The sequence below is a fragment of the uncultured Actinobacillus sp. genome (assembly GCF_945915845.1).
Taxonomy (GTDB): Bacteria; Pseudomonadota; Gammaproteobacteria; order Enterobacterales; family Pasteurellaceae; genus Exercitatus.
In genome coordinates this window covers 1-26,894 of the sequence record NZ_CAMEFX010000002.1, presented here as the reverse complement: position 1 = coordinate 26,894, position 26,894 = coordinate 1, and the positions used below count along the sequence as shown (strand labels likewise).

Sequence of the window (26,894 nt, the reverse complement as noted above, 5' to 3'; positions counted from 1 at the left end):
AAGTGCGGTGAAATTTTACCGCACTTTCAAGGGTTATTTCCACAAACGCGGATCAACACCACGTTTTTTCAATGCGGGATAATGATCAATTTTAAATTCCGGTTCATGGCCTGCTTTCAATTGTTTCTGGAAATCTTTCAACAAAATCCAAACAAGTGGCGATAAAGCTAACAGCGCAATCAGATTAATCAATGCCATACTGCCCATTACCGTGTCCGCAAACGCCCACACAATAGAACCTGAGTTAACCGCACCAAAGTACACAAAAAATAACACCACTAAACGAAACAACACCACTGCCCAAGTTTTATTTTTCAAAAAACGCATATTGCTTTCCGCATAAGCATAGTTACCAATAATGGATGAGAAAGCAAAAAATAATAAAATTAACGCCAAGAAATGCACACCAAACTCGCCAATATGATAACTCAGGGCATTTTGTGTCAACGAAATACTTTGTAAGGATGCCGAACCATAATTATCAGACAATAAAATAATCATCGCCGTACAAGTACAAACCATCATGGTATCCACAAACACACCTAACATTTGGATTAAACCTTGGTTAACCGGGTGCTTCACTTCTGCAGTTGCTGCCGCATTAGGCGCCGATCCCATCCCTGCTTCATTAGAAAATAGACCTCGCTTAATGCCCATCAACATCGCTTTTGAAAACATCGCACCAAACATGCCGCCTGCCATAGCAGAAAAATCAAAAGCACTGGTGAAAATAAGCTTAAAGACAGAAGGCAATTTTTCAATATTCATGCCAATAATAATCGCTGTCGTCAGCAAATAAAATAGCGCCATTAAAGGCACAAAACGCGCTGAAACGACTCCAATACGTTTAACACCACCAAAAATAATCACACCTGAAAGTACAACTAAGACAACACCGACATAATGAGCATTCCAGCCCCAAGCATTGCGGGTCGCTTCAACAATCGAATTTGACTGAACCGCATTAAAGGCGAAACCAAAGGTGAAAATTAACGTCACCGCAAAGGCAACCGCCATACAACGGGATTTTAATCCCATGCTGATATAATAAGCCGGTCCACCACGATAAGAACCGTCTTTATCTTGAATTTTGAATAATTGGGCTAACGAAGACTCCGCAAAAGCACTCGACATTCCCATAAAGGCAACTAACCACATCCAAAAAACGGCACCGGGCCCGCCTAAGGCGATTGCCGTTGCCACTCCACTCACATTTCCCACACCAACACGACTGGCTAAACCTGTCGCAAAGGCTTGAAATGGCGTTAATGCATGTTCAGCCGCTTCACGCCCAAACCACATTTCACGTAAACTTTGTGGGAAAAGACGTAATTGTACAAAACCCGTTGTGAGAGTAAAAAACAGCCCTACGCCCAGCAACATAATAATCACAATGCTCCAAAGCGGCTCATCAATATATTGAATACACCATTCAATGATATGTTGGAAAAAATCCAATAAATCTGACATAAAAAATCCTTAATACCAATGCAAAAGCTCGGCATTTTAAGGTTTTTGAGCTTTAAGGCGAGAAGTTTTATAAGGGAAAAACAAGAAATGGGAATAAATTAAAAATTTTTCAAAAAAATAAAGACTATTTTAGATAAAAATTAAAGGCGTGCAAATAAAATTACTCACACGCCCCGTATTATAATGATTGCAGATGCTCAATGCCCGTAATATATTGCCCCACATCCTGATTTTCAGGCTTGTGAATATAAGGAATTCGACCCAATAACGGTGCGTTAATTTTATTTTTTAACACATCGATAATTTCGGCATAATGACTCAAGCCCGGGTTAATACGATTCGCAATCCATCCCACTAAAGATAATCCCATGGTTTCAATAGCTTTCGCGGTTAACAAGGCATGGTTAACACAGCCTTCTTTGATCCCAACCACAAGAATAACCGGCATTTTATGTTGCGCCACCCAATCACCAAATGTCAGGTTTTTATTCATCGGGGTTAACCAACCAAAAGCCCCCTCAACTAATACATTTGCATAGGTAGATTTTAGCCGATTAAGATCCGTATCAATCTTATCTAAATTTATACGTTCACTTTCTTGCGTTAACATAGGCACTGTATGAGAAAACGTATAACTATTGATATCTCGATAAGTGACGCTTTCATGGGTACTATTCATCAACACCAACACATCATGATTATCTTCTTGCCCATAATCGCTGGTATCCACGTCTAAAATATCGGTATAAACAGGTTCATTTTGCCCTGGAGCAATGGGTTTATAGCCCACAATCTGTTCGCCTGCCTGTTGAAAGGCTTGAATAATCCCACGGCTAGCAATCGTTTTCCCTACGCTCGTATCCGTGCCTGTGACAAAAAATATACTCATCATCATCTCCTACATATTAACCTACCTATCAGTAGGCCATTTTATGCAAGAAATTTTAGGGGATTTTGTGAAATGAAATATTGAGATAGCACAAGTTTTTATGAATTTTGTACAATTCTTGAGTTAATTGATGTAGAAAAATGACGTAAGCCTTTAGAATCACCTTGTTTTGCCATTGTTTGTATTGCCTGAGTCGGTGCATGAAGTAGCTTATTCGTTAATTTTAGACTGAATTCTTGCAAAACTTTGTCCGCACTTTCCCCTTGCGATAATGCAATTAATGCTTTTTCCAGTAAATCTTGACGAATTTCTTCCGCATTTTGACGATAATCACGAATCAAACCTGAAGATTGATGCACTTTTAACCATGCAAAAAAGTCTTGGCATTCTTCTTCAATAATCCCTTGTGCTTGTTCTGATGCTTTCTCTCGCTCGCTGATATTTTGTTGAATAATATGATTTAAATCATCCACCGTATAGTGGTACACACTATCTAGCTTACTCACCTTTTCATCAATATCTCTTGGCACAGCAATATCCACCATTAACATAGGATGATAACGGCGTGCTTTTTGAGCGACCTTAACCATCTCCTGCGTCACTAATATATCCGGACTGCCTGTAGAAGAAATAACGAGATCAGCTTGATTTAAACCTAGCTGTAATTGATCTAACCCTAAGACTTCGGTTGGAATTGAAGTAGCCAATTTTCTCACTAAATCCTGAGCCCGACTTAAAGTGCGGTTAGAAATAATTAATTTTTTCACCCCATGTCGAAGTAAATGGCGTGCGACTAATTCTATGGTTTCCCCCGCCCCAATTAACAAAACATTCAGCTCGCTTAAACTTTCATAAATTTGCCGCGCCAAGGTGGTGGCGGCATATGCCACAGACACCGCACTTTCGCCAATATGGGTTTCTGTCCGTACTCGTTTTGCTGTTGAAAAAGTTTTTTGGAATAGGCGTGAAAGCTCACTAGATACGCCCCCATGCAGAGTATCATGATAATAATCTTCACTCATTTGATAGGCTTGCTTTACTTGCCCCAAAATTTGTGGTTCACCTAAAATAAGCGAATCCAAACCACAAGCGACGCGCATTAGATGTTGAACCGCTTGTTGATTTTTATATAAATAAAGACAAGGTTCCAATTCTAAGACATTCAATTGATGAATGTGTGCAAACCAAGCTACACACTCATCATGCCATTGTTCAGATTCTTCAGGAGAAATGGCTTTATTATGTAAATAAAGTTCTGTACGGTTACAGGTTGATAAAATGACCGCACTTTGTCCTAGGTCAAGCTGTTGAATTTGCTGCAAGGCAAATTGACGCTTTTCTTCCGAAAACGCCACCTTTTCACGCAATCCCACACTGGCTGTTTTATGATTAATACCTAGAACTAAAATAGTCATAATAAAATTTAAATAATAAATACGCCCATATTCTAATGCAATTCAAAGGCTATGCGCAAATTTCACATATTGGTTTATACGCAAATACTTAATTTGAGTTAGTTTTGCGATATAAATCCTTACTGTAAACCACGCCCGTAGGATTGTCAGCATTAAATCCTGTAATGCTTGGTGCGACAAAGGCATGCTTGGTGTATTGAAAAATGGGCAAGAAAATACGCGCTGTTTTAACAAAACGCTGAATCTGCTCATATAACATCATTCTTTCTGCTGAGGTTTCTGCCTTCAGACTTTTTTCCAACAGCGCATCAATTTCTGCATTTTTAAATCCCATTTTATTATCGGGATGAGCAGAATGTAACAATAATAAAAAGGCTGAAGGTTCATTATAATCCGCACACCAACCAGAACGAATAATCTGAAACTTCCCTTTTTGACGTTTTTCTTGTAATTCTTCCCAAGTCACAGGATCGGAAATCACGCGAATTAAATCTGATTGTGACCAAGCTCTTGCCATTCGTTGCGCAACATTGGGATGAATACCTGAATTATCATAGGTGATTGTTAGCGTTAAAGGATGAGCTTCTGAAATTCCTGCCTGTTGTAACAGCTGCTCGACGACATTCACTTGCCATTCCGAATTATCATCTAACCACATATTTCGTGGTAAAAAAGTATGAATTGGTAGCATCGACAGCTTCTCACTTTGTACAATATTTTGCGCTGAAATCATCGAAACTAATGCTGTTCTCACCGCGCTTTGCTTTAAATAAGGATCCTTAAAATTAAATTCATAAAAATAAGTACAAAGTTGAGGAAATTGTTGATTAGCCTGTGTTAACCGGGTGGGCATAACGACCCAATCCATACCGGTAACAGGTTGATAAGACGACAATTTATGATAAACCACTTGATCAAAATAAACCTTTGCTATATCCCAATAGTTCGAATTCTTTTCTAAGGTGATGATAGGCCCTTGTTGCCCCACCAAGCGATAGGCTCCATTCATCAAAAATGCGTTATCTTGTCCCCTTTTCTTTGGCAACAACGCAACATGCGCTAACATTTCTGGTAAATAAGGGGTCGGTTTATCTAATTGTAACTGTAATGTCCAATCATCCAATGCTTGAACACCTAGATTTTCCACCGCAACACGACCTTCGAGTACATCCTGAGCATGGGCTAAATTTATAAACTGTAAATATTGTTTTAGTGGAGCATTTCCCTGTGCCAAGGCTTGCCAACTTTGTACAAAATCATTCGCGATAACCGATTCGCCATTTGACCATTTTGCACTTTGACGAAGTTTAAATTGCCATAATTTATTATCTTGGGTTTGCCAACTTTCTGCTACCCCAGGAATAATATGTCCATTTTGATCATATATAACCAACCCTTCTAACACATCCCGTAAAAAATTCGCTTTTTCATCATTATCTAAGTTTTCCAAAGACAAGCTCATGTCCGAATAAACGCCACGCAACAACTGTTTTGCAGGTAATTCAGGCTTGTTCTGATTAGATTGAGGAGGGAATAAAGTACTTTTCTTAGGTTGATAATGCGCTAATTCATCACAACTGAAAAGCATCAATAAACTAAGAAAAAGCAAGGAAAATTTAACCGCACTTTTAGTGAATTTAAACATAATGAGATTTCATTAAATAGATAAAAGGCTTCTAGCCCAAACTAAAAGCCTTATATTTCAAACGCCAAAAATTAAATAGCAGAAACGTTTAGACTTGAACCGCCCACAATACGTACTCGCGCACCAGGTTTTAAGGTTGGATCAGCTTTTTGCACAACAACAATTTCATTGCCATCGTCTTTCTTAATAACTAATTCCAATGCATTCACTTGGCTGGCTTTCTCTTCTATTTTACTTCCGATTACCGCACCAGCAATGGCCCCAACCGCCGTTGCCACAGCTTTACCTGTACCGCCACCAATAGCAGAGCCAGCAATACCACCTAAAGCGCCACCACCTACAGTACCAATCACCCCTTGATTATCCGCTTGGATTTTTACAGGACGAGAAGAAACAATCGTACCATAGCTAATGGAACGAGCTTCTTTCGCTTGACCTGCGGAATAAACATCGCCACTAAAAATATCAGTATTTGCACAACCTGTTACACCAAGACTTGCAATTAACGCTAACGCAATTGTTAATTTTTTCATTTCAATTCCCTTCTACTTTTACAATATTATGATTTCTTACTCCGACAAAACCACGGTCTTAATGGAATAAGGATGAATTTTAATTGTGGTATCATTTTCTGAATTATCCACGAAACTGACCGCAATAGATGGATTAGGTAACTGTTCGCCTTCCACCTTAGGTTCACTCACTTTGAGTTTCAAATGAGGTAATTGGTTCAAATTAAATTGCGCATTGACGCGACTAATCCAATCTTCCGTCCGCTCATTGGCTAAAAATGGTACGACAAATTCAATATGTTCCCAACCATCACGGGGATAATGCTTGTCTTTTGGAAAAGGCAATTCTATCAACGAAACCTGCTGCCCCAAAAAGATTAAAGGTTCATCAAGTTCAATAAGATAAATCACTCGCCCATTGACTAGGTTATCGCAGAAAATTTTACCGCATTGTGTCAACGCTGTCAGCCAACGCTCACCATCTTTACAATAATTTACTCTCACGGCTAAATGATCGATCTCAAAATGAGATAAATCCACATTCATTGCCTGAGACAATGCTAAAATTTTTTGTTCAAAAGATTGAAAATCGCTATAAAGTGCGGCGGAATGTTGGAATAGTTTGTGTGTTTTTTGAATCATCATATTTTTAGTTCTACAGCAAGCAAAACCGCCATCAGCCACCAGCTAACTTAACTTTAAAGCCTTTCTGCTCTAGCAACTGCTTTAACAAATCACGTTTATCGCCTTGAATTTCGATATTACCCTCTTTCACAGCCCCCCCACAGCCACAGCGTTTTTTTAATTCCGCTGCCAATGATTTAAGCTGCTCATCAGATAAATCTACTCCTGTGATTACACTCACGCCGGCTCCCTTACGTCCACTGGTCTGTTTTTGAATACGTACAATGCCATCACCTTTCGGACGTTGTGTTTTTTCTTCTGTAGGCTTAATTCTGCCCAATTCTGTCGAGTAAACAAGATTATTCATAATCAAAAGTGCGGTAATTTTTTATGATATTTTAAAAAATGGGGTAAATTGTCATTTACCCCTTTAAGATTAAGCATTGAGTAAAGATGCGTTAATAGCTCGCAATACTTCTGCCGGATCATTCGCTTGTGTGATTGGACGACCGATAACCAAATAGTCCGAACCTGATCGTACAGCGGCGGCAGGCGTCATAACTCGACGCTGATCACCAAAATCAGAACCAATAGGACGAATTCCAGGTGTAACTAATTTAAAATCTGCCCCCAAGTTTTTACGTAAAATTTCCACTTCTTGCGGTGAACAAACCACACCATCTAAACCGGCACGTTGTGCTAAATGAGATAAACGAATCACTTGCTCAAGTGGTGACGCATTAATACCAATTTGAAGTAAATCTAAGTCTTCCATACTGGTTAATACGGTGACAGCAATTAAAAGCGGTGCATCTTTGCCATAAGGCTCAAGAATTTTTTTCGCTTCTTCCATCATAGCCAAGCCACCCGACGCGTGTAAATCCACCATCCAAACCCCCAAATCGGCAGCAGAACGCACAGCACGTGCCACGGTATTTGGAATATCGTGATATTTTAAATCTAAGAAAACATCAAACTGACGTTCATGAAGTTGTTTTACAAAGTTTATACCAAGGCTGGTAAACATTTCTTTGCCCACTTTTAAACGGCAAAGGCTCGGATCAATCTGATCAACCAAACTTAATGCTTCCGCTTCTGTTTCATAATCTAAAGCAACAATAATTTTGCTATCCATAGGTTTTCCTTTTTTATATTTGATTTTCAATTCCACGAATCGGTTTAACTGTTTCCCATTGACGACAGGAAGGACAACACCACATTAGTTTATGACTTTGATAACCGCAATTTGTACAACGATAATCAAAGCCTTGCCGAATTCGTTCCCCTACCATTTTATGCAGTAGCACCAAACTCTCTTTGGCTCGCCCTTCTTCAGCATCATCCACTTGATACTGAATAAATCGATGGAATAAGAACATATTCGGATTTTGCCCAATCTTTTGATAGATTTTGCTTTGCGCATTAGCTCGACTATCTTGTTGTTCGATCAAATCAGCCAAGGCTAAATCAACACTGGCATTAGCCGTTGCTTGACTTGCCCGAATTAAAAATAATTCAAACAACTCAAGTTGATTAAGTGCCGTATAACATTCTCTTAATAAGGGTAACGCTTCCCCGACAAAATCAGGATTCTGTTCCAAAATATGCTCTAAGACTTTAACCGCACTTTGATAGTCTTGCTGCTCAATCAACTTCTCACCTAGCATCATTGAAGCGCGCACACAACTCGGAGACACTGAAAGTGCTTGACGCAAAATTTCTAAGGCATTTTCTTTACTGTCTGTTGGTAAAGTGCGGACAAATTCGCAATAAAATTGCGCTAATATCATATTGTCTGAATTAGGTTTGATCTTGGCTAATTTTTCCGCAACATTAATCGCTTTTTTCCATTCCTTGGTTTTTTGATAGATAACCGCAAGTTGTTGCAACGCACCTTCAGCAAATTCCGGTTCATCAACCAATAAAATATAAATACTCTCCGCGCGATCGAAAAAACCCACTGACATAAAGTCTTTCGCTAACTGTTGTTTCGCCAATAATTTTTGCTCAAAGGAATAATTTGGACTCCGATCAAGCGCTTGATGAATACGTAGAGCTCGATCGACTTCCCCGCGAGAACGAAATAAATTGCCTAATGTTAGCTCTGCTTCAAACTGAGAATGTTGCTCTATTTCATTTTCCGTTTCTTGCTTTTGAAGCATATCTAAAAAGAGATCAACCGCTTTTTCAGTTTGATTGGATAATAGGAAATTAACCCCCGTAACATAGTCACGAGAAAGTTTGTTACTCATATCTTCCTGATCTTTTTTGGCACTACGATGTCCCATATACCAGCCATAAGCGGCAGCAATAGGTAACAACAGGAAGAGTAATTCAATCATTATTATGCAGCCTTATTAAGACTTGTGGTCATCTCATTAATTTGCTGATTTAGACGTTTTACTTGGCGCGTTAATGCCATATTTTTAAGTTTTAATTTGAGATAAAAAATCCCCGTCACTAACCAGCCTAAAATAAAACCAAATCCAAATAAAATGGCCACTAAAGTAGAAAGTTTAAAATCACTTTGTGCAAACACATAATTGAAGGTAATAACTTGATCATTATTTGCACCCACCGTAATTGCAACTAAAATAATAGCAAGCACGATAATAAAACCGAAAATATATTTGAACATAGTATGCGACTCCCAAATTGACATTGCCCCATTATGCCAAAATTTAAAGCAAAAAACGACACTTTAACGTGCCGTTCTTTGAGTAATTTTAAACTATTTGCAAAAATTAAGCATGATTATCAACGCGCTCTTTGAGCTCTTTGCCCGCTTTAAAATGCGGTACACATTTCGCCTCTAATTTAACGCTCTCGCCTGTTTTCGGATTGCGTCCAATACGTGGTTGACGAAAATGCAACGAGAAACTGCCAAAACCACGAATCTCAATTCGCTCCGCATTTTCCATGCTCAAAGACATATGTTCTAAGATTTCTTTTACCGAATTTTCGATATTTTTGATACCAATCGTTGGATTACGTTGACTGATTGCGTCAATTAATTCTGATTTTGTCATAACATTATCCTTTCAGTTGAGAGGGCTGCTTATCTTCAATAGAAGTCCCTAATAAAACAACGTCATTTTTGACCGCGCTTTACCAGTTATTCACACACAAAAATCACGTTGTTTCACTTAATAAATTTATGTAATAAACAACTGGCGAGCAAAAACTCGCCAGTTTGATTAGTTAGGGAATAAATTATTCACCTTTAGCTTGAGCGAATGCTGCTGCCATTGCGTTAGGAACAGCCACTTCTTCTTGTTTGCTGTTTACTGACGCTAATGCTGCTGCTTCATCAGCTTGATCTTTTGCTTTCACTGATAAGTGAACGATACGTGCTTTACGATCTGAACCGGTGTATTTCGCTTCAACAACATCACCAGCTGCAACTTCAGAAACTAAATCTGCTGCACGGATGTAACCTTCAACGCCACCGGCTAATTCAACTTTAGCACCTTTCGCATCAGCTTCAACAACAGTTGCAGACACTACTGCACCTTTTTTGTTGATTGCCACGAAGTTGTTGAACGGATCGTCTTCTAATTGTTTGATACCTAAAGAGATACGTTCTTTCGCTGAATCTACTTGTAAAACAACTGCTTCTACTTCGTCACCTTTTTTGTAGTTACGAACAGCTTCTTCACCTTGAACATTCCAAGAAATGTCAGATAAGTGAACTAAACCATCGATACCACCTTCAAGACCGATGAAGATACCGAAATCAGTGATTGATTTGATTTTACCTGAAACTTTGTCACCTTTGTTGTGAGTTTCTGCAAATTGTAACCATGGGTTTGGTTTGCATTGTTTCAAGCCTAAAGAAATACGACGACGTTCTTCATCGATTTCTAATACCATCACTTCAACAGTATCACCTAAGTTAACCACTTTTGAAGGGTGGATGTTTTTGTTTGTCCAATCCATTTCAGAGACGTGAACTAAACCTTCAACGCCATCTAAAATTTCAACGAAACAGCCGTAGTCTGTTAAGTTTGTTACTTTACCTGTTAATTTGCTGTTTATAGGGTGGTTTTGAGCGATTGCAGCCCAAGGATCTTGACCTAATTGTTTTAAGCCTAATGAAACGCGAGTTTTATCTTTGTCGAATTTCAATACTTTAACTGTGATTTCATCACCAACGTTAACCACTTCGCTTGGGTGTTTAACACGTTTCCAAGCCATATCAGTGATGTGTAATAAACCGTCAACACCGCCTAAATCAACGAATGCACCGTAATCTGTTAAGTTTTTAACGATACCTTTCACTTCTGAACCTTCAGCCAAGTTCGCTAATACTTCATCGCGATCTGCTGAGCTTTCTGATTCAATAACTGCACGGCGTGAAACAACTACGTTGTTACGTTTTTGGTCTAATTTGATAACTTTGAATTCTAATTCTTTACCTAAAAGGTGATCTGCATCACGTACCGGACGCGTATCAACTAATGAACCCGGTAAGAATGCGCGAACACCGTTTAACTCAACTGTGAAGCCGCCTTTCACTTTACCGTTTACTAAACCAACAACGCTTGCTTGTGCTTCGAATGCTTTTTCTAATTCGATCCAAGATTCGTGACGTACTGCTTTTTCACGTGAAAGTTTAGTTTCACCGAAACCGTCTTCAACAGCGTCTAAAGCAACGTTTACAACATCGCCAACTTTAACGTCAACTTCACCTTGTGCATTTGCGAATTCTTCCGCCGGGATACGCGCTTCAGATTTTAAACCTGCATCTACGTACACAAAGCCTTTTTCGATAGCAACAACAGTACCGTTGATGATTGAACCTAAACGTTGAGTTTCAAGGTTTTTTAATGATTCTTCAAATAATTGAGCAAAAGATTCTGACATATTTAATCTTCTTTTAAAGGTTAATAACATCCACTCAAAATCCATTATTAAGTGGGGTTGATAATAACGTTCATTCATCCCTGAATAAACAGGTTAAATTTTACCGATTAACGTTTACTTTCAATGAATTGCAACGCTTGCGCAATTACTTCTTCAATGCTAAGTTCCGTACTGTCAAGCAACAATGCATCGTCCGCAGGTTTAAGCGGCGCGACCGCACGATTTCTATCACGAAAGTCCCGTTCTTGAATCTCGGCTAAAATCTGCGCAAAGTTACCATTAATTCCTTTATTTTGCAACTGTTTAAAACGTCTTTTTGCACGTTCTTCTGCACTTGCGTCTAAAAATAACTTCACATCCGCATTCGGAAACACCACTGTCCCCATATCACGCCCGTCTGCAATCAAGCCTTTTTCAGTTTTAGCAAAATCCTGTTGAACTTGTAACAACGCAACGCGAACCTGTGGAAAGACGGCCGTTTTAGAGGCCGCATCTGCCACATCTTGAGTACGAATTTGCGCGCTGACATTCTCACCATTTAACAGGATTTCTACTTCACCATTTTTCGGCACAAACTGGATATCTAATTGACGAGCAACTTCTGCTAAAGCCAATTCATCCTCTAAACTCACCGCACTTTTTAAAGCCGCTAGCGCATTAACACGATAAATTGCACCGCTATCTAACAAGGCAAAACCTAGTTTCTCCGCCAATGCATAACAAAGGGTTCCTTTACCGGCACCACTCGGACCATCTACTGTAATAATCATTTCAAATCCTACTCGTTAAAAAATTTTTGTATTGCCTGCGCCATTATATCAAGCATCTCATAACGTTTACGATACATAGAACGTTTTTTGCTTTGAATTTCATCCAATGACTTGCGCTCAATCGTTAGCGGCAATTCCCAATATCCTTGTGTATTCAATACACCCTCATTTTCCTGCCAAAACTCATCATAATTAAACAGCAATTTTGAATGATCATTCCAGCGATATTTCCCTTGATTTTTATGCGCAATCCCTAGCAATTTACAATTCAATGTTTCTGCTAAATTTTTAAATGCATTGACCAACATATACATCGGGCGCATACCGTGCAGTTGTTTTGTCGCCACTTTAACTAATTCTTGCGCATCCCCTGAATTAGGGCCTTGAATAGAGGCAATTAATAATTGGTTATTCGGCAAAAAGGTAAAAGACGCATCATAAACAGAACGTCCCTCCGCATTTTTGATATTTAATGAAAAAAAACCTTCAAATGGATCAATAGCATTAATATTTAAGTAAATCGCCCAATCTTCCGTTAATTGCGCTAATTTTAAAGACCCATGTTCCACCAAGTGTTGGCAAGTTGTTACACCAAATTTCGCTTCTGCTTGCTCAAAATTGGCTTTAATCGCATTTATACGCTCTTGTGCAGAAAAACGGCGATCACAGAATTTTTGTAACAAGGCATTAACACGATAAAAATAGCACGTAAACACAGGTTGCCATAATGTGTTTTCATTTAAATACTGCTCAAACTCACGAATTTGTCGGCGATGTAAAAAAGTATAAAAATAATAACGCCCAAATGAACGTATTTTCTTACCTAAGCGGCGTTCATAGGCGTACATTTGATTAAAAGTGGGAAATGAAAATGAACTCACAAAAATCCTATTGTCTAATCAGATTGAACTCTTTAAAATTTGCGGAATTATACTCGTTTATCTTTTGCAAATGCAAACTGTCTGTCACAAGGACCATTCTTTAACCGATTAGGAAAAATATGAAACGCACAACGCTCTCTTTAATGATACTTGCTACCTTGACCTCATTCTCTGCCGTAGCCAATTTAGAACAACAACGCCAAAATTATCAGAAAATCAATGAATTACTGGCAATGTCACAAAGCTCAGCAACCCAAAATCTTGCGCAAAATTTGCTTGACCAAATTCAAGATTATCCGCTAGCTGCTTACGCTGAAGCCAAGTTGCTTCAAGCCAATAAAACCAATTTAACCTTAGCGGACATTGAAGCTTATCAGCAAAAAAATCCGCATTTGCCTTTTGCGACCGCATTAAAAAAAGAATGGTTAAAACAACAACAAGAAAAACAAGATTGGAAAACCATCTTGGATAACGCCGCTAAACTGCCATTGGATCAAGGATCACAATGTATTTTAGTGCAAGCAAAATCATATAATGCAGCACTAAAAGCCGCTGAAACCAATCATGACACACAAAAAACCGCCCAAAATCCCACCGCACTTTTACCTAAATTATCCCAAGATGATTTAATGACAATTTGGTTAACGGGACAAAGTTTGCCAAGCCAATGCGATCCATTGTTAGCGCAATGGCATGAACAAGGTGGCTTAACCCCGGAATTAGCAAAACAACGTGCGGTAATGGCTTATGAGCAAGGTAATAGCGGTTTGCTTTCTCATTTGGAAAAAATGTTAAAAGATGAAAAAAATCAGCGTTGGGCAAGAGATTTAAATGCATTGTTAAAATCCCCGGCGGAATTAATGAATGAAGATAATTTGTTCTATGTTGACATTATTCCAAACAAGCCATTGGAAAAACGGGTGATTTTGGCAACTTTTCCTGCCTATGTCAAAACATTGAATGAAGATAAGATCAAAGAGCCTGCGAAATATTTTGACAAATTTGAAACTTGGGCAACTAGTTTTGAATTAACGGCAAATCAACGCATTGAATGGAAAAAGCTTTATCTTGCTCAATTTTTTGATAGCGAAAACCCTGATTTCCAACGTTGGCGCGATGAACAACTTGTTGCATTAAAAGACGACAAATTAACGGAACGCCGTATTCGTATGGCAATTCGTGAAAAAGCGGATTACGCGAAATGGCTTGGATTGTTGTCTGATGCCACAAAAGCCAAAGACGAATGGCAATATTGGCTGGCTCAAAAAGCAGAAAACAAAACAAAATCTAAGGAAATTTTAACCGCACTTGCCAAACAGCGTGGCTTCTTCTCGATGTTGGCGGCAAAAGAATTAGGCGTTCAATATCAACCCGAAATGCTGAAACTCGTTGAGCCAACATCAAAACCCGGTGCGATGCCTCAAATTGACGTCACTTTCCAAGCTGAACTCGCAAGAATTGCAGAGTTACGTTATTTTGATGACGCGAGCAATATGAATAGCGAATGGCGCAAATTATTGGATAACGCCACTTTTGAACAAAAATTACAATTGTCAGACTACGCTGCACAGCAAGGTTGGTACGATTTAGGCGTGGAAACCACTATCCAAGCCAAAGCCTGGGATTATCTCAGCTTGCGCTTACCGAATGCTTATTCGGATTGGTTTGAGATCAATTTAAAAGGCAAAAAAATTAGCCGCACTTTTGCTATGGCCATTGCACGTCAAGAAAGCGCTTGGAAACCCCATGTTACTTCAGCCGCTAACGCTCGCGGTTTAATGCAATTATTGCCAAGCACCGCCAAATTAACCGCGGAAAAAACAGGGTTGCCTTACAGCAATGAAAGCCAACTTTTTGATCCTTTTAATAATATTATGTTAGGCACTGCGCATTTACAGGAATTATTTGATAAATATGGCGATAACCGTATTTTAATTGCCGCCGCTTACAATGCAGGCGCACAACGTGTGGATAAATGGTTGGAAAAATCTGCAGGAAAATTAACCTTAGCGGAATTTGTGACTGCGATTCCTTTCTATGAAACCCGCGGTTATGTGCAAAATGTGTTGGCTTATGACAGCTTCTACCAAATTTTACAGCAACAACCACAACAATTGTTTTCAAAAGAAGAAGCAGATCGTTTATACTAGGCGTACTAGTTTAATAGTATAAAAGGAGAAGTCATGTATATTAGCCGCAATATGAACTATTGGAATGCCTTTATGGAAACCCTGCGTGCCGCATTTGCAGAAGGCAAAGAACAAGAACTTCTCACCTTGTTACTCACCGCAGACGAACGCGATGCGGTGGGTTTGCGCCTTCAAATTGTGTCGCAACTGTTGGATAAAAATCTGCCGCAACGGGAAATTCAGCAAAATCTGAATACCAGCGCGGCAACCATTACGCGCGGTTCCAATATGCTCAAACTGATGGAACCCGATTTTCTCGCTTGGGTAAAAGAACAAGTTGATGCTAAAACACAAAAATAACCTATTTAGTCTCAAGATTCTCCGCACTTTTTTCCGTTTAGGCAGAAGCCTGATACAACGCAAAACCAAAGGAAAGTGCGGACGTTTTTTTGCCCGTTTTTTCATCGCATTTCTAGCGATCACCTTATTTTTCCGCTTCGTTCCACTGCCCTTTTCCGCTTATATGGTTCAACAAAAAGTGAGCCGGTTGTTGCAATTGAATTTGAGTGATGAAATGCATTATGACTGGGTTAGTTTGGATCAAATCTCACCCAATATGCAGCTGGCGGTCATTGCCGCAGAAGATCAACGATTTCCGACCCACTGGGGTTTTGACTGGAATGCCATAGAAAAAGCCTTGGAACATAATGAAAAATCCAAACGAATTCGTGGTGGCTCAACCATTTCCCAACAAACCGCGAAAAATCTTTATTTGTGGCACGGACAAAGTTGGCTTAGAAAGGGCTTAGAAGTCCCTGTAACCATAACATTAGAATTACTTTGGTCAAAAAAACGCATTTTGGAAGTGTATTTAAATATCGCTGAATTTGGTAAGGGGATTTTTGGCGTAGAAGCCGCAAGCCGTTTTTACTTCAAAAAAGCCGCTAAAAATCTAACGCAATCTGAAGCGGCATTATTGGCGGCAGTATTGCCCAACCCGATTATCTATAAAGTGAACGCACCAAGTGCATTAGTTAAACGAAAGCAGGCGTGGATTATGCGCCAAATGAATGGATTAGGGAAAGGCTATTTGAATTTATTATAACAATTAATACCAATCAAAAGGCTAATTCAACCCTAATTTTACCCTGATAATATAAAAATAGAATTCACTCAAAAAGGAAGAAAAACATGCTAAAACAACGACTTGGGAATATTTACCCTATTTTTATCTTTTTCATCACCAACCTTATTCTGCTTTCTTTCAGCCGCTTGCTACTAGGATTATGGCAACAAGAACGCGTTGAAGCGGTGAATGGCTGGTTACCCATGTTATTACAAGGCATTCGCATTGATATTTCTTCGCTTTGTTGGTTATTTGCACCCTTGGTCATTATCGCCATGTTCTTTGGCGGAAATAATGGGGTTGGAAAAATAGCAAACTTCATTGTGCGCCTTGGCTTAACAGCATTTAGCACCTTTATTCTCTTTATGGAATTCGCGACACCTGCGTTTATTGAAACCTATGATACGCGTCCAAATCGCCTTTTTGTTGAATATCTGATTTATCCAAAAGAAGTATTTAATATGCTTGCCAACGGACATTTAGTTGCGCTAGTTTCTACCCTCATTTTAACCGCACTTTGTGCTTGGGTATTTTGGAAATTAGCCAAAAAAGTCAGCCAAAACCTACATTATTTCAGCTGGAAATGGCGTCCTGTGGCTTTCTTACTCATTGGCAGTCTCATGTTTTTAGGGGCGCGCTCAAGCCTACAACATCGAGGGATCAACCCATCAATGGTGGCATTTTCATCGGATCCCTTGGTTAATGCCCTAACGCTCAACTCAGGCTATTCGGTTTTATTTGCCATTCAACAGATGAAAGATGAAGATAAATCGTCAGAAATGTACGGCAAAATGGCGTTAGAAGATGTGGTTAACACGTTGAAAGAAGTGCGTGGACGTCCTGAAACGGATTATATTTCCACCACCTTACCCACGCTGACCCAAAACCAAGCCACTTATCAAGGTAAACCGAGAAATATCGTGATTATTTTGGAAGAAAGTTTAGGTGCGCAATTTATTGGTACTCTTGGTGGCAAACCACTTTCACCAAACTTTGATCAACTCGCGCAACAAGGTTGGTTATTTGACAATCTCTATGCCACGGGCACACGCTCTGTTCGCGGAATTGAAGCCGTCACCGCCGGATTTACGCCAACACCTGCACGCGCTGTAGTCAAACTGACGGGCGCACAAACAGGCTTTTTTACCATTGCTGAATTATTAGCTAAACAAGGTTATCACACATCTTTTATTTACGGCGGCGAAAAACATTTTGACAATATGGCAAGCTTTTTCTACGGCAATGGCTTTCAACAAATTATTGATCAAACGGATTATGTTAACCCGAAATTTACCAGCACTTGGGGCGTAAGTGATGAAGATCTTTTTGACAAAGCTCACGAAAAATTCACCGCACTTGCCAAAGAAGACAAGCCATTTTTCAGTTTGGTATTTACCTCAAGCAATCACGATCCTTTTGATTTTCCTAAAGGAAAAATCGAGCTTTACGAACAACCGCAAGAAACACGCAATAATGCAGCCAAATATGCGGACTACGCTCTAGGGCATTTCTTTAAGCTTGCGCAACAATCTGATTATTGGCAAAACACGATTTTCTTAGTGATTGCGGATCACGATTCCCGTGCAGGCGGTGCCGCTTATGTTCCTGTCAACAATTTCCATATTCCTGCCTTAATTTTAGGTGAGAATATTCAACCACAACGTGACAACCGTTTGGTTAGCCAAATTGATATGCCGACCACTTTACTTTCCTTGGCGGGAATTAGTGGCGATTATCCAATGCTTGGCTATGATTTAACGAAAGAAAGTCCAAACCGTGCCTTAATGCAATACGATAAAGTTTTTGGTTATATGCGTGAAATCAATGGGCAAAAAACCTTAGCCATTTTGCAACCGGAAAAACCGGCGGAAGGTTTTCAATATGACAGCGAAAGCAAAACCTTAATCCCGGCGAATATTCCTGAAGAAATGAAAAAACAGGCGTTAGCTTACGCGCTTTGGGGAAGCATTGCCTATAAAGAAAAACTCTATCGTTCAGAAAAATAGCGTGGTTTATCTTTTCGATCGGGTTGAGTGTTGTGACTAAAGTGCGGTAAAATTTGCGCCCATTTTTTACGGAGTCATTCATGCGCTTATTTATCGCCGAAAAACCAAGCCTTGCACGCGCTATTGCTGATGTATTACCCAAGCCGCATACTCGTGGTGATGGTTTTATCCGTTGTGGCGAAAATGACTATGTCACTTGGTGCGTGGGGCATTTATTGGAACAAGCCGAACCCGATGCCTATAACCCGATTTTTAAACAGTGGCGATTGGAGCATTTACCGATTATTCCTGATAAATGGCAACTTATTCCACGTAAAGAAGTCGCCAAACAACTCAAAACTGTAGAAAAATTAATTCACCAAGCGGATGAATTGATTAACGCCGGCGACCCCGATCGCGAAGGGCAGCTTCTTGTAGATGAAGTGTTTAGTTATACCAATTTAAGCGCAGAAAAACGCGATAAAATTCAACGCTGTCTCATCAGTGATTTGAACCCCAGTGCGGTGGAAAAAGCGGTAAAAAAATTGCAACCTAACCGTGATTTTATCCCTCTTGCCACCTCCGCCTTAGCGCGTGCACGTGCAGATTGGTTATATGGGATCAATATGACACGCGCTTATACTATTCGTGGTCGTCAAGCAGGCTACAATGGCGTACTGTCTGTGGGGCGCGTACAAACACCTGTTTTGGGGCTAATCGTCCGCCGTGATCTTGAAATTGAACATTTTCAACCAAAAGATTTTTTTGAAGTATTGGCTCATGTTAAAACGACAGAAAATGCCACCGCACCTTTTGCAAACAATCAACCTTTTACCGCCTTATGGCAACCCAGCAAAGCCTGTGAAGATTATCAAGATGAAGATGGGCGTGTGCTTTCTCGCGGTTTAGCGGAAAACGTGGTTAAACGCATTACAGAACAACCTGCGGAAGTGAGTGCCTATGAAGATAAACGAGAAAAAGAAACCGCACCACTTCCCTATTCGCTTTCAGCCTTACAGATTGATGCGGCAAAACGTTTTGGCCTGTCTGCACAAGATGTGTTAGATACCTGTCAAAGTTTGTACGAAAAACACAAATTAATCACCTACCCACGTTCCGATTGTCGTTATTTGCCTAACGAGCATTTTGCTGATCGTGCAAAAGTATTAGCTGCCATTCAAGTGCATGCTAATGACTATCAAACCCTGCCAAGTGCGGTGAATATCGAACAAAAAAATCGCTGTTGGAATGATAAAAAAGTGGAAGCGCACCACGCCATTATTCCCACAGCAAAAAATCGTCCAGCAAATCTAACCACATGGGAACAAAATATTTATAGCCTGATTGCACGCCAATATTTAATGCAATTTTGTCCTGACGCAGAATATCGTAAAAGCAAAATTACCCTAACCATTGCGGGTGGTACTTTTATTGCTCAAGCGCGAAATTTGCAAATTGCCGGTTGGAAATCCTTGTTGGGAAAAGATGACAGCGATGAACAACTGGATTCGCCTTTGCCTGTGGTCAAAAAAGGGGATATTTTATTTTGTGAGAAAGGGGAGATTGTAAGCAAAAAAACACAACCCCCTAAACCGTTCACAGATGCCACCTTGCTTTCAGCCATGACTGGAATTGCGCGATTTGTACAAGACAAAGAACTCAAAAAAATTCTACGTGAAACAGATGGTTTAGGTACAGAGGCCACTCGTGCAGGTATTATCGAACTACTTTTCAAGCGTGGTTTTTTAACAAAAAAAGGACGAAATATTCATAGCACAGAAGCCGGGCGAATTCTTATTCAGGCACTACCTGATTTAGCCACACAACCTGATATGACGGCACATTGGGAATCGCAATTAAATAGCATAAGTAAAAAAACTGTAAGTTATCAGCAATTTATGTTCCAGTTAACGCAAATGCTCCCCGATTTGGTACAATTCGTCAATTTTTCAGCATTACGACAACTCAGCCAAATCGAGAATAGTCCCAAACCTAAATTTGCAACGCGCAAAAAATCAGCCAATAATGCCCAAAGTGCGGTTATTTCTGAATAAGTTTTCAGCAATTAAACAAAAACCGCTTGCGAATAAACTAAATATTCGGTAACATTTGCGCGTTTTTATTCACAGAGAAAAAAGAATGTATAGTGTTTTAATGTTTGTTTATCTTATCGTTGCGATCGTAATGATCGGCTTTATCTTAATTCAACAAGGTAAAGGCGCGGACGCAGGAGCATCATTTGGCGGCGGCGCATCAGGTACGGTATTTGGTTCAGCAGGTTCAGCAAACTTTTTATCACGTACAACTGCAGCTTTAGCGACTGTGTTCTTTGCAATTAGTATTGTTTTAGGAAATCTAAATGCTAACCGTGGTCATGTTGAACAAGGTAAATTTGATGATTTATCACAAGCAGCCCAACAATTAGAACAACAAGCACCAGCGGTAGAAAATCCAAATAAAGATATTCCGCAAAACTAATAACAATCTAAAAAAATCGAATTAACGCTCTGGTGGTGGAATTGGTAGACACGCTATCTTGAGGGGGTAGTGACCGTAGGTCGTGCGAGTTCAAGTCTCGCCCAGAGCACCAGCTAAATATTCCATACAGTTTCAAAAACTCCCAAAAGGCTAGAATTTACAAGGTTCTAGCTTTTTTTATTGTTTCAATTAGTTCCATTAAGTTTTACATCCTCATTTGGGGTTGAATTTTACAACTTATTGCGACTACGAAATTAGTGTACCACTACAACCAAAATCATTACTTTTTTAACCCCACTTTATTCTTCCATACAAATAAATTTACTAAGCATTGTGTTAAAATAGCGCAAATTTTCTTTTCAAAATTTATAATGAAAAAACTACTTTTTACACTTTTAAGCTTTTGGTCTGTACAAGCTATAGCGCATCCCCATGCATTTATTGATCTCAAAACGAAACTACTCGTAGAAAATGATCAATTAGTCGGTTTTTCTACTCAATGGACATTAGATGAAGCAAGTTCGGCAGGGTTATTATATGAACTCAAGTTTTCAACAGAAGAAAGTAAACATAAGTTAACTGAAGAGATGTTTAAAAATATCGTTACAGAGCATTATTTTAGCTATCTTTATAATAAGCAAGGCCATAAAATCAAATTCAAAAATACCCCTGTGAATTATGGATTAAAAGCAAATGGAACTTATCTACAGTATTATTTTGACGTACAGCTTGCCAAACCTGTGGATTTAAAAAATAACGAGCTGACTTTAGCAATTTACGATAAAACCTATTTTGTCGCTATGCTCTATTCTCTCAAAGATAAAAGTGCGGTAGATTTTAGTCAATTGCCTGAACGCTGTCAGGGGATATTAGTTGAACCTCGAGTAGATACTCAACTTCAGCAATATGCATTTTCACTGGAACAAGACCAACGAGACGAAGATAATACGTTGGGACAACAATTTGCTCAACAAATCCGAATTACATGCCAATGATCACAATGAAAAAATATATTCCTGCCGGCTTACTCGCTCTGCTTATCATGGGTCTTTATTTATACTTCCCTATCCTATTTAAACAGGTTGTAGTATGGCAACGCGACTTTAATCAAATTATTTCAGCTCAATTACACCAAATTAAACAAACTCCTACAGAATCAGGTAGTATATTAATTGCCATTAGTTTTCTCTATGGTGTATTTCATGCAATAGGACCGGGACATGGTAAATTTGTCATCGCAAGTTATCTATCGACTCATGAATCAAAACTGAAAACTAGCATGAGATTAACTTTTCTATCGTCACTTATGCAAGGCATTGTTGCGGTTGTCGCAGTTTCTATTATTGTGCTTTCCTTACATTTGTCATCAAATTATTTCAAAACCAGTCAACTCTGGCTAGAACGAACCGCTTTGTTTTTCATGCTATTACTCGGTGTACAATGGATGTATCAAGCAATCAAAATGATGTTGCAGTCCAAACTTAACAGTGTAACAAAAAAATCCAAACCATATATTCATGCTATATCGATAGACACCAGGGTCGATTTTCCCCTTCCATTTAATCCCAATAAGCATCAACCAAAGGTTCAATTGCAGGAAAGTCCGTGTAATTGTTATTGTGGACACCAACATTTACCAAACCAACATCAACTACAAATGCAATCATGGAGATCTCAATTACTTATTATTTTGACCATTGGCATGCGTCCTTGCTCTGGGGCCATTTTTGTCCTTTTTCTTGCCTATATGCTTAATTTATATCCTTGGGGAATCATTGCTACAATAGCGATGGCATTGGGTACAGGGCTAATGTTGTCTGGCTTTGCTATTATCGTACAATACGCACGACAAACAGCAATACGGATAGGACATTTGTATGGTTCATTACAATGGCTCACTAAGTATGGGGCGATGTTATTTAAATTTATGGTAGGTATTTTTGTATTGACTTTTGCGAGTCTTTTATTTTACGCGACCTTACAACCAAGTACCGGAGGAGCTATACTCTTTACCTCTTGAATAAAAATAAAAAGTGAGCATTGCGCTCACTTTACTTCATTCAAATAGCCGTTTTAAACAAATAAAAGTTATAGGCAATATAAGTAACGAGTAAAATCATACCTTTGAAACGATTAATTTCACCTTTTTTGCCGAAGCCAAAGAAAAATAACAATAGCGTTAAAATCGACATCACAAACATATCTCGAGTAAAGATTTCCTGTCCAACATGCATTGGTGAAATTGCTCCGGCAATCCCCACTACGGCAAGCGTATTAAATAAATTTGAGCCGATAATATTACCTACCGCTAAATCCACTTCATTTTTACGCGCAGCCATAATCGAAGAGGCCAACTCGGGTAAGGATGTACCAACGGCAACAATAGTTAAACCAATAATTAAATCGCTAACACCAAAATAGCGGGCAACTTCAACCGCCCCCCATACCAACAACTGTGAACTCACCATCAATAATGCTAAACCAATCACAACCAACAATAATGCTTTACCAAGCGACATATATGCTTGTTCTTGTAATTCCTCTTTGACATCGGTTGTTAAACTATCTTCTTTATTGTGTAATCCATTCCAAATTGTCCAACCCATATAAATAAAAAATACCACAAGCAAAATCCATGCGTCTAAACGTGATACATCACCATCCATGATCAGAAATGCTGAAAGTACTGTCACAAAAATCAACACAGGCAATTCTTGTTTTAATACTTGTGAATTTACGGCTAGCGGTAAAATTAGCGCGGTTAACCCTAAAATCAACGCAATATTGGTAATATTAGAACCATAAGCATTTCCAAGTGCAATCCCTGGGTTTCCATTAATTGCTGAGAATGCAGACACGATCATTTCAGGTGCTGATGTCCCAAAACCAATAATCACCATACCGATTAAAAGCTGTGGCATGCCAAAATGACGAGCCGTTGCAGCTGCGCCATCCACAAAACGATCTGCCGACCAAATTAAAAGTAATAAACCACCAATAATGGCTAAACCAGGTAATAGCATATAAAAACCTTATAAAAATAAAATTGAAGTGCAGTATAACGAATTATCAAGAAAAGAGAAATGAGAGATAAAAATAAAGCCCGATCAAATCTTATCGGGCTAAAACTTTTGGCATAAACAAACTTTTATCAAAGGAGACAAATAAAAGTTCACCAAAAGATAAAATGGCTCCTCCTGCGGGACTCGAACCTGCGACATATGGATTAACAGTCCACCGTTCTACCGACTGAACTAAGGAGGAATTGTTCGGAATTTGCTATTACAAGGATAGCTAAATAGGTCGCGAATATTAAAGTTATTGCCCATATTTGTCAATACTTTATTTATAAAAAAATATAAATTTTTCACCGCACTTTTCTATCCACAAAATCTGTGGATAACTCTGTGAGTTAAATCGGTGAATATAGGCTAATCCCTTATAAAATCTATATCTGCACTCTTTCTATGGTTAATTGGTTGCAAAATGACATTTATTTATATTTCAATTAGTTACATTTTTTCAAATGAATTTTAAAAATTTTTTTTGATTTTTGTGATCTATTTAACTTGACAACGCTAACCCTGTGTAAAACCTATATTTTTCCGTATTGTTTTTTTCAGGTTTACGCGCCTATTCTATGATAAAATAATGCCACTTAATGCATGATCAGTACGTAAAATGTCACACAAAATTAATACCAAACCATTTATTCTTCATTCCGAATTTAAACCTTCCGGCGATCAACCCGAAGCCATTCGCAAATTAGCGGAAAACCTCAATGACGGTTTAGCACACCAAACTTTGCTCGGCGTAACTGGCTCAGGTAAAACCTTTACCATTGCCAATGTGATTGCGCAATTAAATCGCCCGGCCATGCTGCTTGCCCCCAACAAAACCCTTGCTGCGCAACTCTATGCGGAAATGAAAGCTTTTTTCCCTGAAAATGCCGTGGAATATTTCGTGTCTTATTATGATTATTATCAACCCGAAGCCTATGTACCAAGTAGCGATACTTTCATTGAAAAAGATGCTTCAATTAATGATCAAATTGAGCAAATGCGTTTATCCGCTACCAAATCTTTCTTAGAAAGACGCGATACTATTGTTGTGGCTTCGGTTTCTGCTATTTATGGTTTAGGCGATCCTGATAGCTATTTACAAATGATGCTTCATCTACAAACAGGCGCTATTGTGAATCAGCGTGAAATTTTGTCCAAACTTGCTGAACTACAATATACGCGTAACGACCAAGCTTTTCAGCGTGGGACATTCCGCGTACGAGGCGAAGTGATTGATATTTTTCCGGCAGAAAGTGATGACCAAGCAGTACGTATTGAACTCTTTGATGATGAAATTGAGCGATTAAGCCTATTTGATCCTTTAACAAGTAGCAACTTCGGTACTGTTCCCCGTTTCACTGTCTATCCTAAAACGCACTACGTCACACCACGCGAACGAATTTTAGATAGCATCGAAAAAATCAAAGCAGAATTGGTACAACGCCGTGAATACTTCATTAAAGAAAATAAATTACTGGAAGAACAGCGTATTACTCAGCGCACTCAATTTGATATTGAGATGATGAATGAACTCGGCTATTGCTCGGGGATCGAAAACTACTCACGTTATTTATCGGGTCGCAACGAAGGCGAACCACCACCAACCTTATTTGACTATATCCCATCGGATGGCTTGCTCATCATTGACGAAAGCCACGTTACCGTTCCGCAAATTGGCGGCATGTATCGTGGCGACCGTTCACGAAAAGAAACCTTGGTCGAATACGGTTTCCGCTTGCCTTCAGCTTTAGATAACCGCCCACTTCGTTTTGAAGAATTTGAGCGTTTAGCGCCACAAACTATTTATGTTTCCGCCACGCCGGGGCCTTATGAGCTAGAAAAATCAGGGGCAGAAATTATTGACCAAGTGGTCCGCCCGACCGGTTTGCTCGATCCTGAAATTGAAATCCGCCCAGTCAGCATTCAAGTGGATGACTTACTTTCCGAAGCCCGTCAAAGAGCGGACAAAAATGAGCGTGTTTTGGTGACGACATTAACGAAACGTATGGCAGAAGATCTCACGGATTATTTGGAAGAACATGGTGTACGTGTCCGTTATTTGCATTCTGATATTGATACGGTTGAACGAGTAGAAATTATTCGAGACTTGCGATTAGGTGAGTTTGATGTCTTAGTTGGGATCAACTTATTACGGGAAGGTTTGGATATTCCTGAAGTCTCTCTAGTGGCAATTTTGGACGCAGATAAAGAAGGGTTCTTGCGTTCGGAACGTTCCTTAATTCAAACCATTGGACGCGCCGCACGTAACCTGAATGGTAAAGCCATTTTATACGCAGACCGTATCACCAATTCCATGGAAAAAGCCATTGGTGAAACCAATCGCCGCCGTGAAAAACAAATGAAATATAATGAAGAGCATGGCATTGTTCCTCAAGCACTGAATAAGAAAGTGGGCGAATTATTAGATATTGGCCAAGGCGCAACGAATAACCGTACAAAAGTGAAAAGCCGCAAAGTTGCCGAACCACAAGCTGAATATCACATTCCTCGCAATCCAAAAGAAGTGCAAAAAGAGATTAAAAAATTGGAACAACAAATGTACAAATTTGCGCAAGATCTGGAGTTTGAAAAAGCTGCCGCTGTGCGTGATCAGCTGCATCAGTTACGACAAGAATTTATGTTGGAAAGTTAGCCATAAAAAAGCACGATCAAATTTGACCGCGCTTTTTTGATGCTATAAGATTTTAACTCGATTTTATCCGTCATTTTGTTTATTACACCCAAAATATAGATAAACATCGACTGCCCTTTAAGGCTTGTTGATGTTTTATGCTTATAAAATATACTATTTTATACCTAGCACGCAAAATGCGTACTAGGTTACGCATAGTTGAGTGGCTTTGCCACTCTAATTCTCAGCCCCAAAGGGGCTGATTTATGCGTAACCCGGTATGGCTCTGCCATGCTGGGATATTAAATAAACACTTATTGGTGATTTTACAGCCTCAAAACATCAACAAGTTCTAGTTAATTAGTATAAAACACCCAACCTATTGCTTTATTTAAATCGCATTCTAATGT

General features: G+C 39.2%; 24 protein-coding genes and 2 tRNA genes. 10 read left to right on the top strand and 16 right to left on the bottom strand.

The window, feature by feature from the left end; translation table 11 throughout:
• Positions 1 to 33: 33 nt before the first annotated feature.
• The 14 genes from Q0O89_RS01105 to Q0O89_RS01040 form a co-directional block, all read right to left on the bottom strand.
• The gene (locus Q0O89_RS01105) at positions 34 to 1,470 is read right to left on the bottom strand and encodes a sodium:alanine symporter family protein (protein WP_273382913.1); all 1,437 of its coding nucleotides are present in this window, start codon (positions 1,468 to 1,470) and stop codon (positions 34 to 36) included.
• Positions 1,471 to 1,648: 178 nt separating this feature from the next.
• A complete protein-coding gene (gene bioD / locus Q0O89_RS01100; RefSeq protein WP_293729966.1) occupies positions 1,649 to 2,359 on the bottom strand; it encodes a dethiobiotin synthase in 711 nt (236 codons plus the stop codon).
• A gap of 98 nt (positions 2,360 to 2,457) precedes the next feature.
• Positions 2,458 to 3,774: a glutamyl-tRNA reductase gene (hemA, locus tag Q0O89_RS01095; protein ID WP_293729965.1), complete on the bottom strand. Its 1,317-nt coding sequence runs from the start codon at positions 3,772 to 3,774 to the stop codon at positions 2,458 to 2,460.
• 88 nt (positions 3,775 to 3,862) lie between these two features.
• Positions 3,863 to 5,419 (bottom strand): peptide ABC transporter substrate-binding protein, encoded by a 1,557-nt coding sequence (locus Q0O89_RS01090; RefSeq protein WP_293729964.1) that lies wholly within the window; start codon positions 5,417 to 5,419, stop codon positions 3,863 to 3,865.
• A 71-nt stretch (positions 5,420 to 5,490) separates the two neighbouring features.
• The gene (locus tag Q0O89_RS01085; protein WP_293729963.1) at positions 5,491 to 5,952 is read right to left on the bottom strand and encodes a glycine zipper 2TM domain-containing protein; all 462 of its coding nucleotides are present in this window, start codon (positions 5,950 to 5,952) and stop codon (positions 5,491 to 5,493) included.
• A 36-nt stretch (positions 5,953 to 5,988) separates the two neighbouring features.
• A complete protein-coding gene (locus tag Q0O89_RS01080) occupies positions 5,989 to 6,576 on the bottom strand; it encodes a VOC family protein (RefSeq protein ID WP_293729962.1) in 588 nt (195 codons plus the stop codon).
• A 31-nt stretch (positions 6,577 to 6,607) separates the two neighbouring features.
• Positions 6,608 to 6,928: a stress response translation initiation inhibitor YciH gene (gene yciH, locus Q0O89_RS01075; RefSeq protein WP_293729961.1), complete on the bottom strand. Its 321-nt coding sequence runs from the start codon at positions 6,926 to 6,928 to the stop codon at positions 6,608 to 6,610.
• Positions 6,929 to 6,991: 63 nt separating this feature from the next.
• On the bottom strand, positions 6,992 to 7,690 hold the full coding sequence (pyrF, locus tag Q0O89_RS01070) for an orotidine-5'-phosphate decarboxylase (protein ID WP_293729960.1): 699 nt from the start codon (positions 7,688 to 7,690) through the stop codon (positions 6,992 to 6,994).
• Positions 7,691 to 7,703: 13 nt separating this feature from the next.
• Positions 7,704 to 8,897, bottom strand: a complete 1,194-nt coding sequence (gene lapB / locus Q0O89_RS01065; RefSeq protein WP_293729959.1) for a lipopolysaccharide assembly protein LapB — start codon at positions 8,895 to 8,897, stop codon at positions 7,704 to 7,706.
• A 2-nt stretch (positions 8,898 to 8,899) separates the two neighbouring features.
• Positions 8,900 to 9,193, bottom strand: coding sequence for a LapA family protein (locus tag Q0O89_RS01060; RefSeq protein WP_293729958.1), 294 nt, complete (start codon positions 9,191 to 9,193; stop codon positions 8,900 to 8,902).
• A gap of 106 nt (positions 9,194 to 9,299) precedes the next feature.
• Complete coding sequence (locus Q0O89_RS01055; protein WP_135709506.1) at positions 9,300 to 9,584, bottom strand: integration host factor subunit beta; 285 nt, start codon at positions 9,582 to 9,584, stop codon at positions 9,300 to 9,302.
• Between the two features lie 184 nt (positions 9,585 to 9,768).
• A complete protein-coding gene (gene rpsA, locus Q0O89_RS01050; RefSeq protein ID WP_293729957.1) occupies positions 9,769 to 11,421 on the bottom strand; it encodes a 30S ribosomal protein S1 in 1,653 nt (550 codons plus the stop codon).
• Positions 11,422 to 11,528: 107 nt separating this feature from the next.
• Positions 11,529 to 12,191 (bottom strand): (d)CMP kinase, encoded by a 663-nt coding sequence (gene cmk, locus Q0O89_RS01045; protein ID WP_293729956.1) that lies wholly within the window; start codon positions 12,189 to 12,191, stop codon positions 11,529 to 11,531.
• Between the two features lie 8 nt (positions 12,192 to 12,199).
• The gene (locus Q0O89_RS01040; RefSeq protein ID WP_293730039.1) at positions 12,200 to 13,039 is read right to left on the bottom strand and encodes a VirK/YbjX family protein; all 840 of its coding nucleotides are present in this window, start codon (positions 13,037 to 13,039) and stop codon (positions 12,200 to 12,202) included.
• Positions 13,040 to 13,191: 152 nt separating this feature from the next.
• Between Q0O89_RS01040 and Q0O89_RS01035 the strand changes: the two genes are divergently transcribed.
• The 9 genes from Q0O89_RS01035 (at position 13,192) to zevB (ending at position 22,810) form a co-directional block, all read left to right on the top strand.
• The gene (locus tag Q0O89_RS01035) at positions 13,192 to 15,222 is read left to right on the top strand and encodes a transglycosylase SLT domain-containing protein (RefSeq protein ID WP_293729955.1); all 2,031 of its coding nucleotides are present in this window, start codon (positions 13,192 to 13,194) and stop codon (positions 15,220 to 15,222) included.
• Between the two features lie 33 nt (positions 15,223 to 15,255).
• On the top strand, positions 15,256 to 15,561 hold the full coding sequence (gene trpR, locus Q0O89_RS01030) for a trp operon repressor (protein WP_135709502.1): 306 nt from the start codon (positions 15,256 to 15,258) through the stop codon (positions 15,559 to 15,561).
• Positions 15,542 to 16,306 carry a monofunctional biosynthetic peptidoglycan transglycosylase gene (gene mtgA, locus Q0O89_RS01025; RefSeq protein ID WP_273315314.1) on the top strand — a complete coding sequence of 255 codons (765 nt, stop codon included), beginning with the start codon at positions 15,542 to 15,544 and terminating at the stop codon, positions 16,304 to 16,306. Before trpR ends, mtgA begins: the two co-directional genes overlap by 20 nt.
• 86 nt (positions 16,307 to 16,392) lie before the next feature.
• Positions 16,393 to 18,333 carry an LTA synthase family protein gene (locus tag Q0O89_RS01020; RefSeq protein WP_293729954.1) on the top strand — a complete coding sequence of 647 codons (1,941 nt, stop codon included), beginning with the start codon at positions 16,393 to 16,395 and terminating at the stop codon, positions 18,331 to 18,333.
• An 80-nt stretch (positions 18,334 to 18,413) separates the two neighbouring features.
• Entirely contained in the window at positions 18,414 to 20,366 is a 1,953-nt protein-coding gene (locus Q0O89_RS01015; RefSeq protein WP_293729953.1) for a DNA topoisomerase III, read from the top strand.
• 85 nt (positions 20,367 to 20,451) lie between these two features.
• Positions 20,452 to 20,790 (top strand): preprotein translocase subunit SecG, encoded by a 339-nt coding sequence (gene secG / locus Q0O89_RS01010; RefSeq protein WP_293729952.1) that lies wholly within the window; start codon positions 20,452 to 20,454, stop codon positions 20,788 to 20,790.
• 26 nt (positions 20,791 to 20,816) lie between these two features.
• Positions 20,817 to 20,902, top strand: a tRNA-Leu gene (locus tag Q0O89_RS01005).
• A 259-nt stretch (positions 20,903 to 21,161) separates the two neighbouring features.
• Positions 21,162 to 21,785 (top strand): zinc transporter binding subunit ZevA, encoded by a 624-nt coding sequence (zevA, locus tag Q0O89_RS01000; protein ID WP_293729951.1) that lies wholly within the window; start codon positions 21,162 to 21,164, stop codon positions 21,783 to 21,785.
• Positions 21,776 to 22,810 carry a zinc transporter permease subunit ZevB gene (gene zevB / locus Q0O89_RS00995; RefSeq protein ID WP_293729950.1) on the top strand — a complete coding sequence of 345 codons (1,035 nt, stop codon included), beginning with the start codon at positions 21,776 to 21,778 and terminating at the stop codon, positions 22,808 to 22,810. Before zevA ends, zevB begins: the two co-directional genes overlap by 10 nt.
• A 40-nt stretch (positions 22,811 to 22,850) precedes the next feature.
• Here the strand turns inward: zevB and Q0O89_RS00990 are convergent, their stop codons facing one another.
• Positions 22,851 to 23,813 (bottom strand): calcium/sodium antiporter, encoded by a 963-nt coding sequence (locus Q0O89_RS00990; protein ID WP_293729949.1) that lies wholly within the window; start codon positions 23,811 to 23,813, stop codon positions 22,851 to 22,853.
• Between the two features lie 165 nt (positions 23,814 to 23,978).
• Positions 23,979 to 24,054: transfer RNA gene (locus Q0O89_RS00985), tRNA-Asn, on the bottom strand.
• 417 nt (positions 24,055 to 24,471) lie between these two features.
• Between Q0O89_RS00985 and uvrB the strand changes: the two genes are divergently transcribed.
• Positions 24,472 to 26,505, top strand: a complete 2,034-nt coding sequence (uvrB, locus tag Q0O89_RS00980; protein WP_293729948.1) for an excinuclease ABC subunit UvrB — start codon at positions 24,472 to 24,474, stop codon at positions 26,503 to 26,505.
• Positions 26,506 to 26,894: the final 389 nt, after the last annotated feature.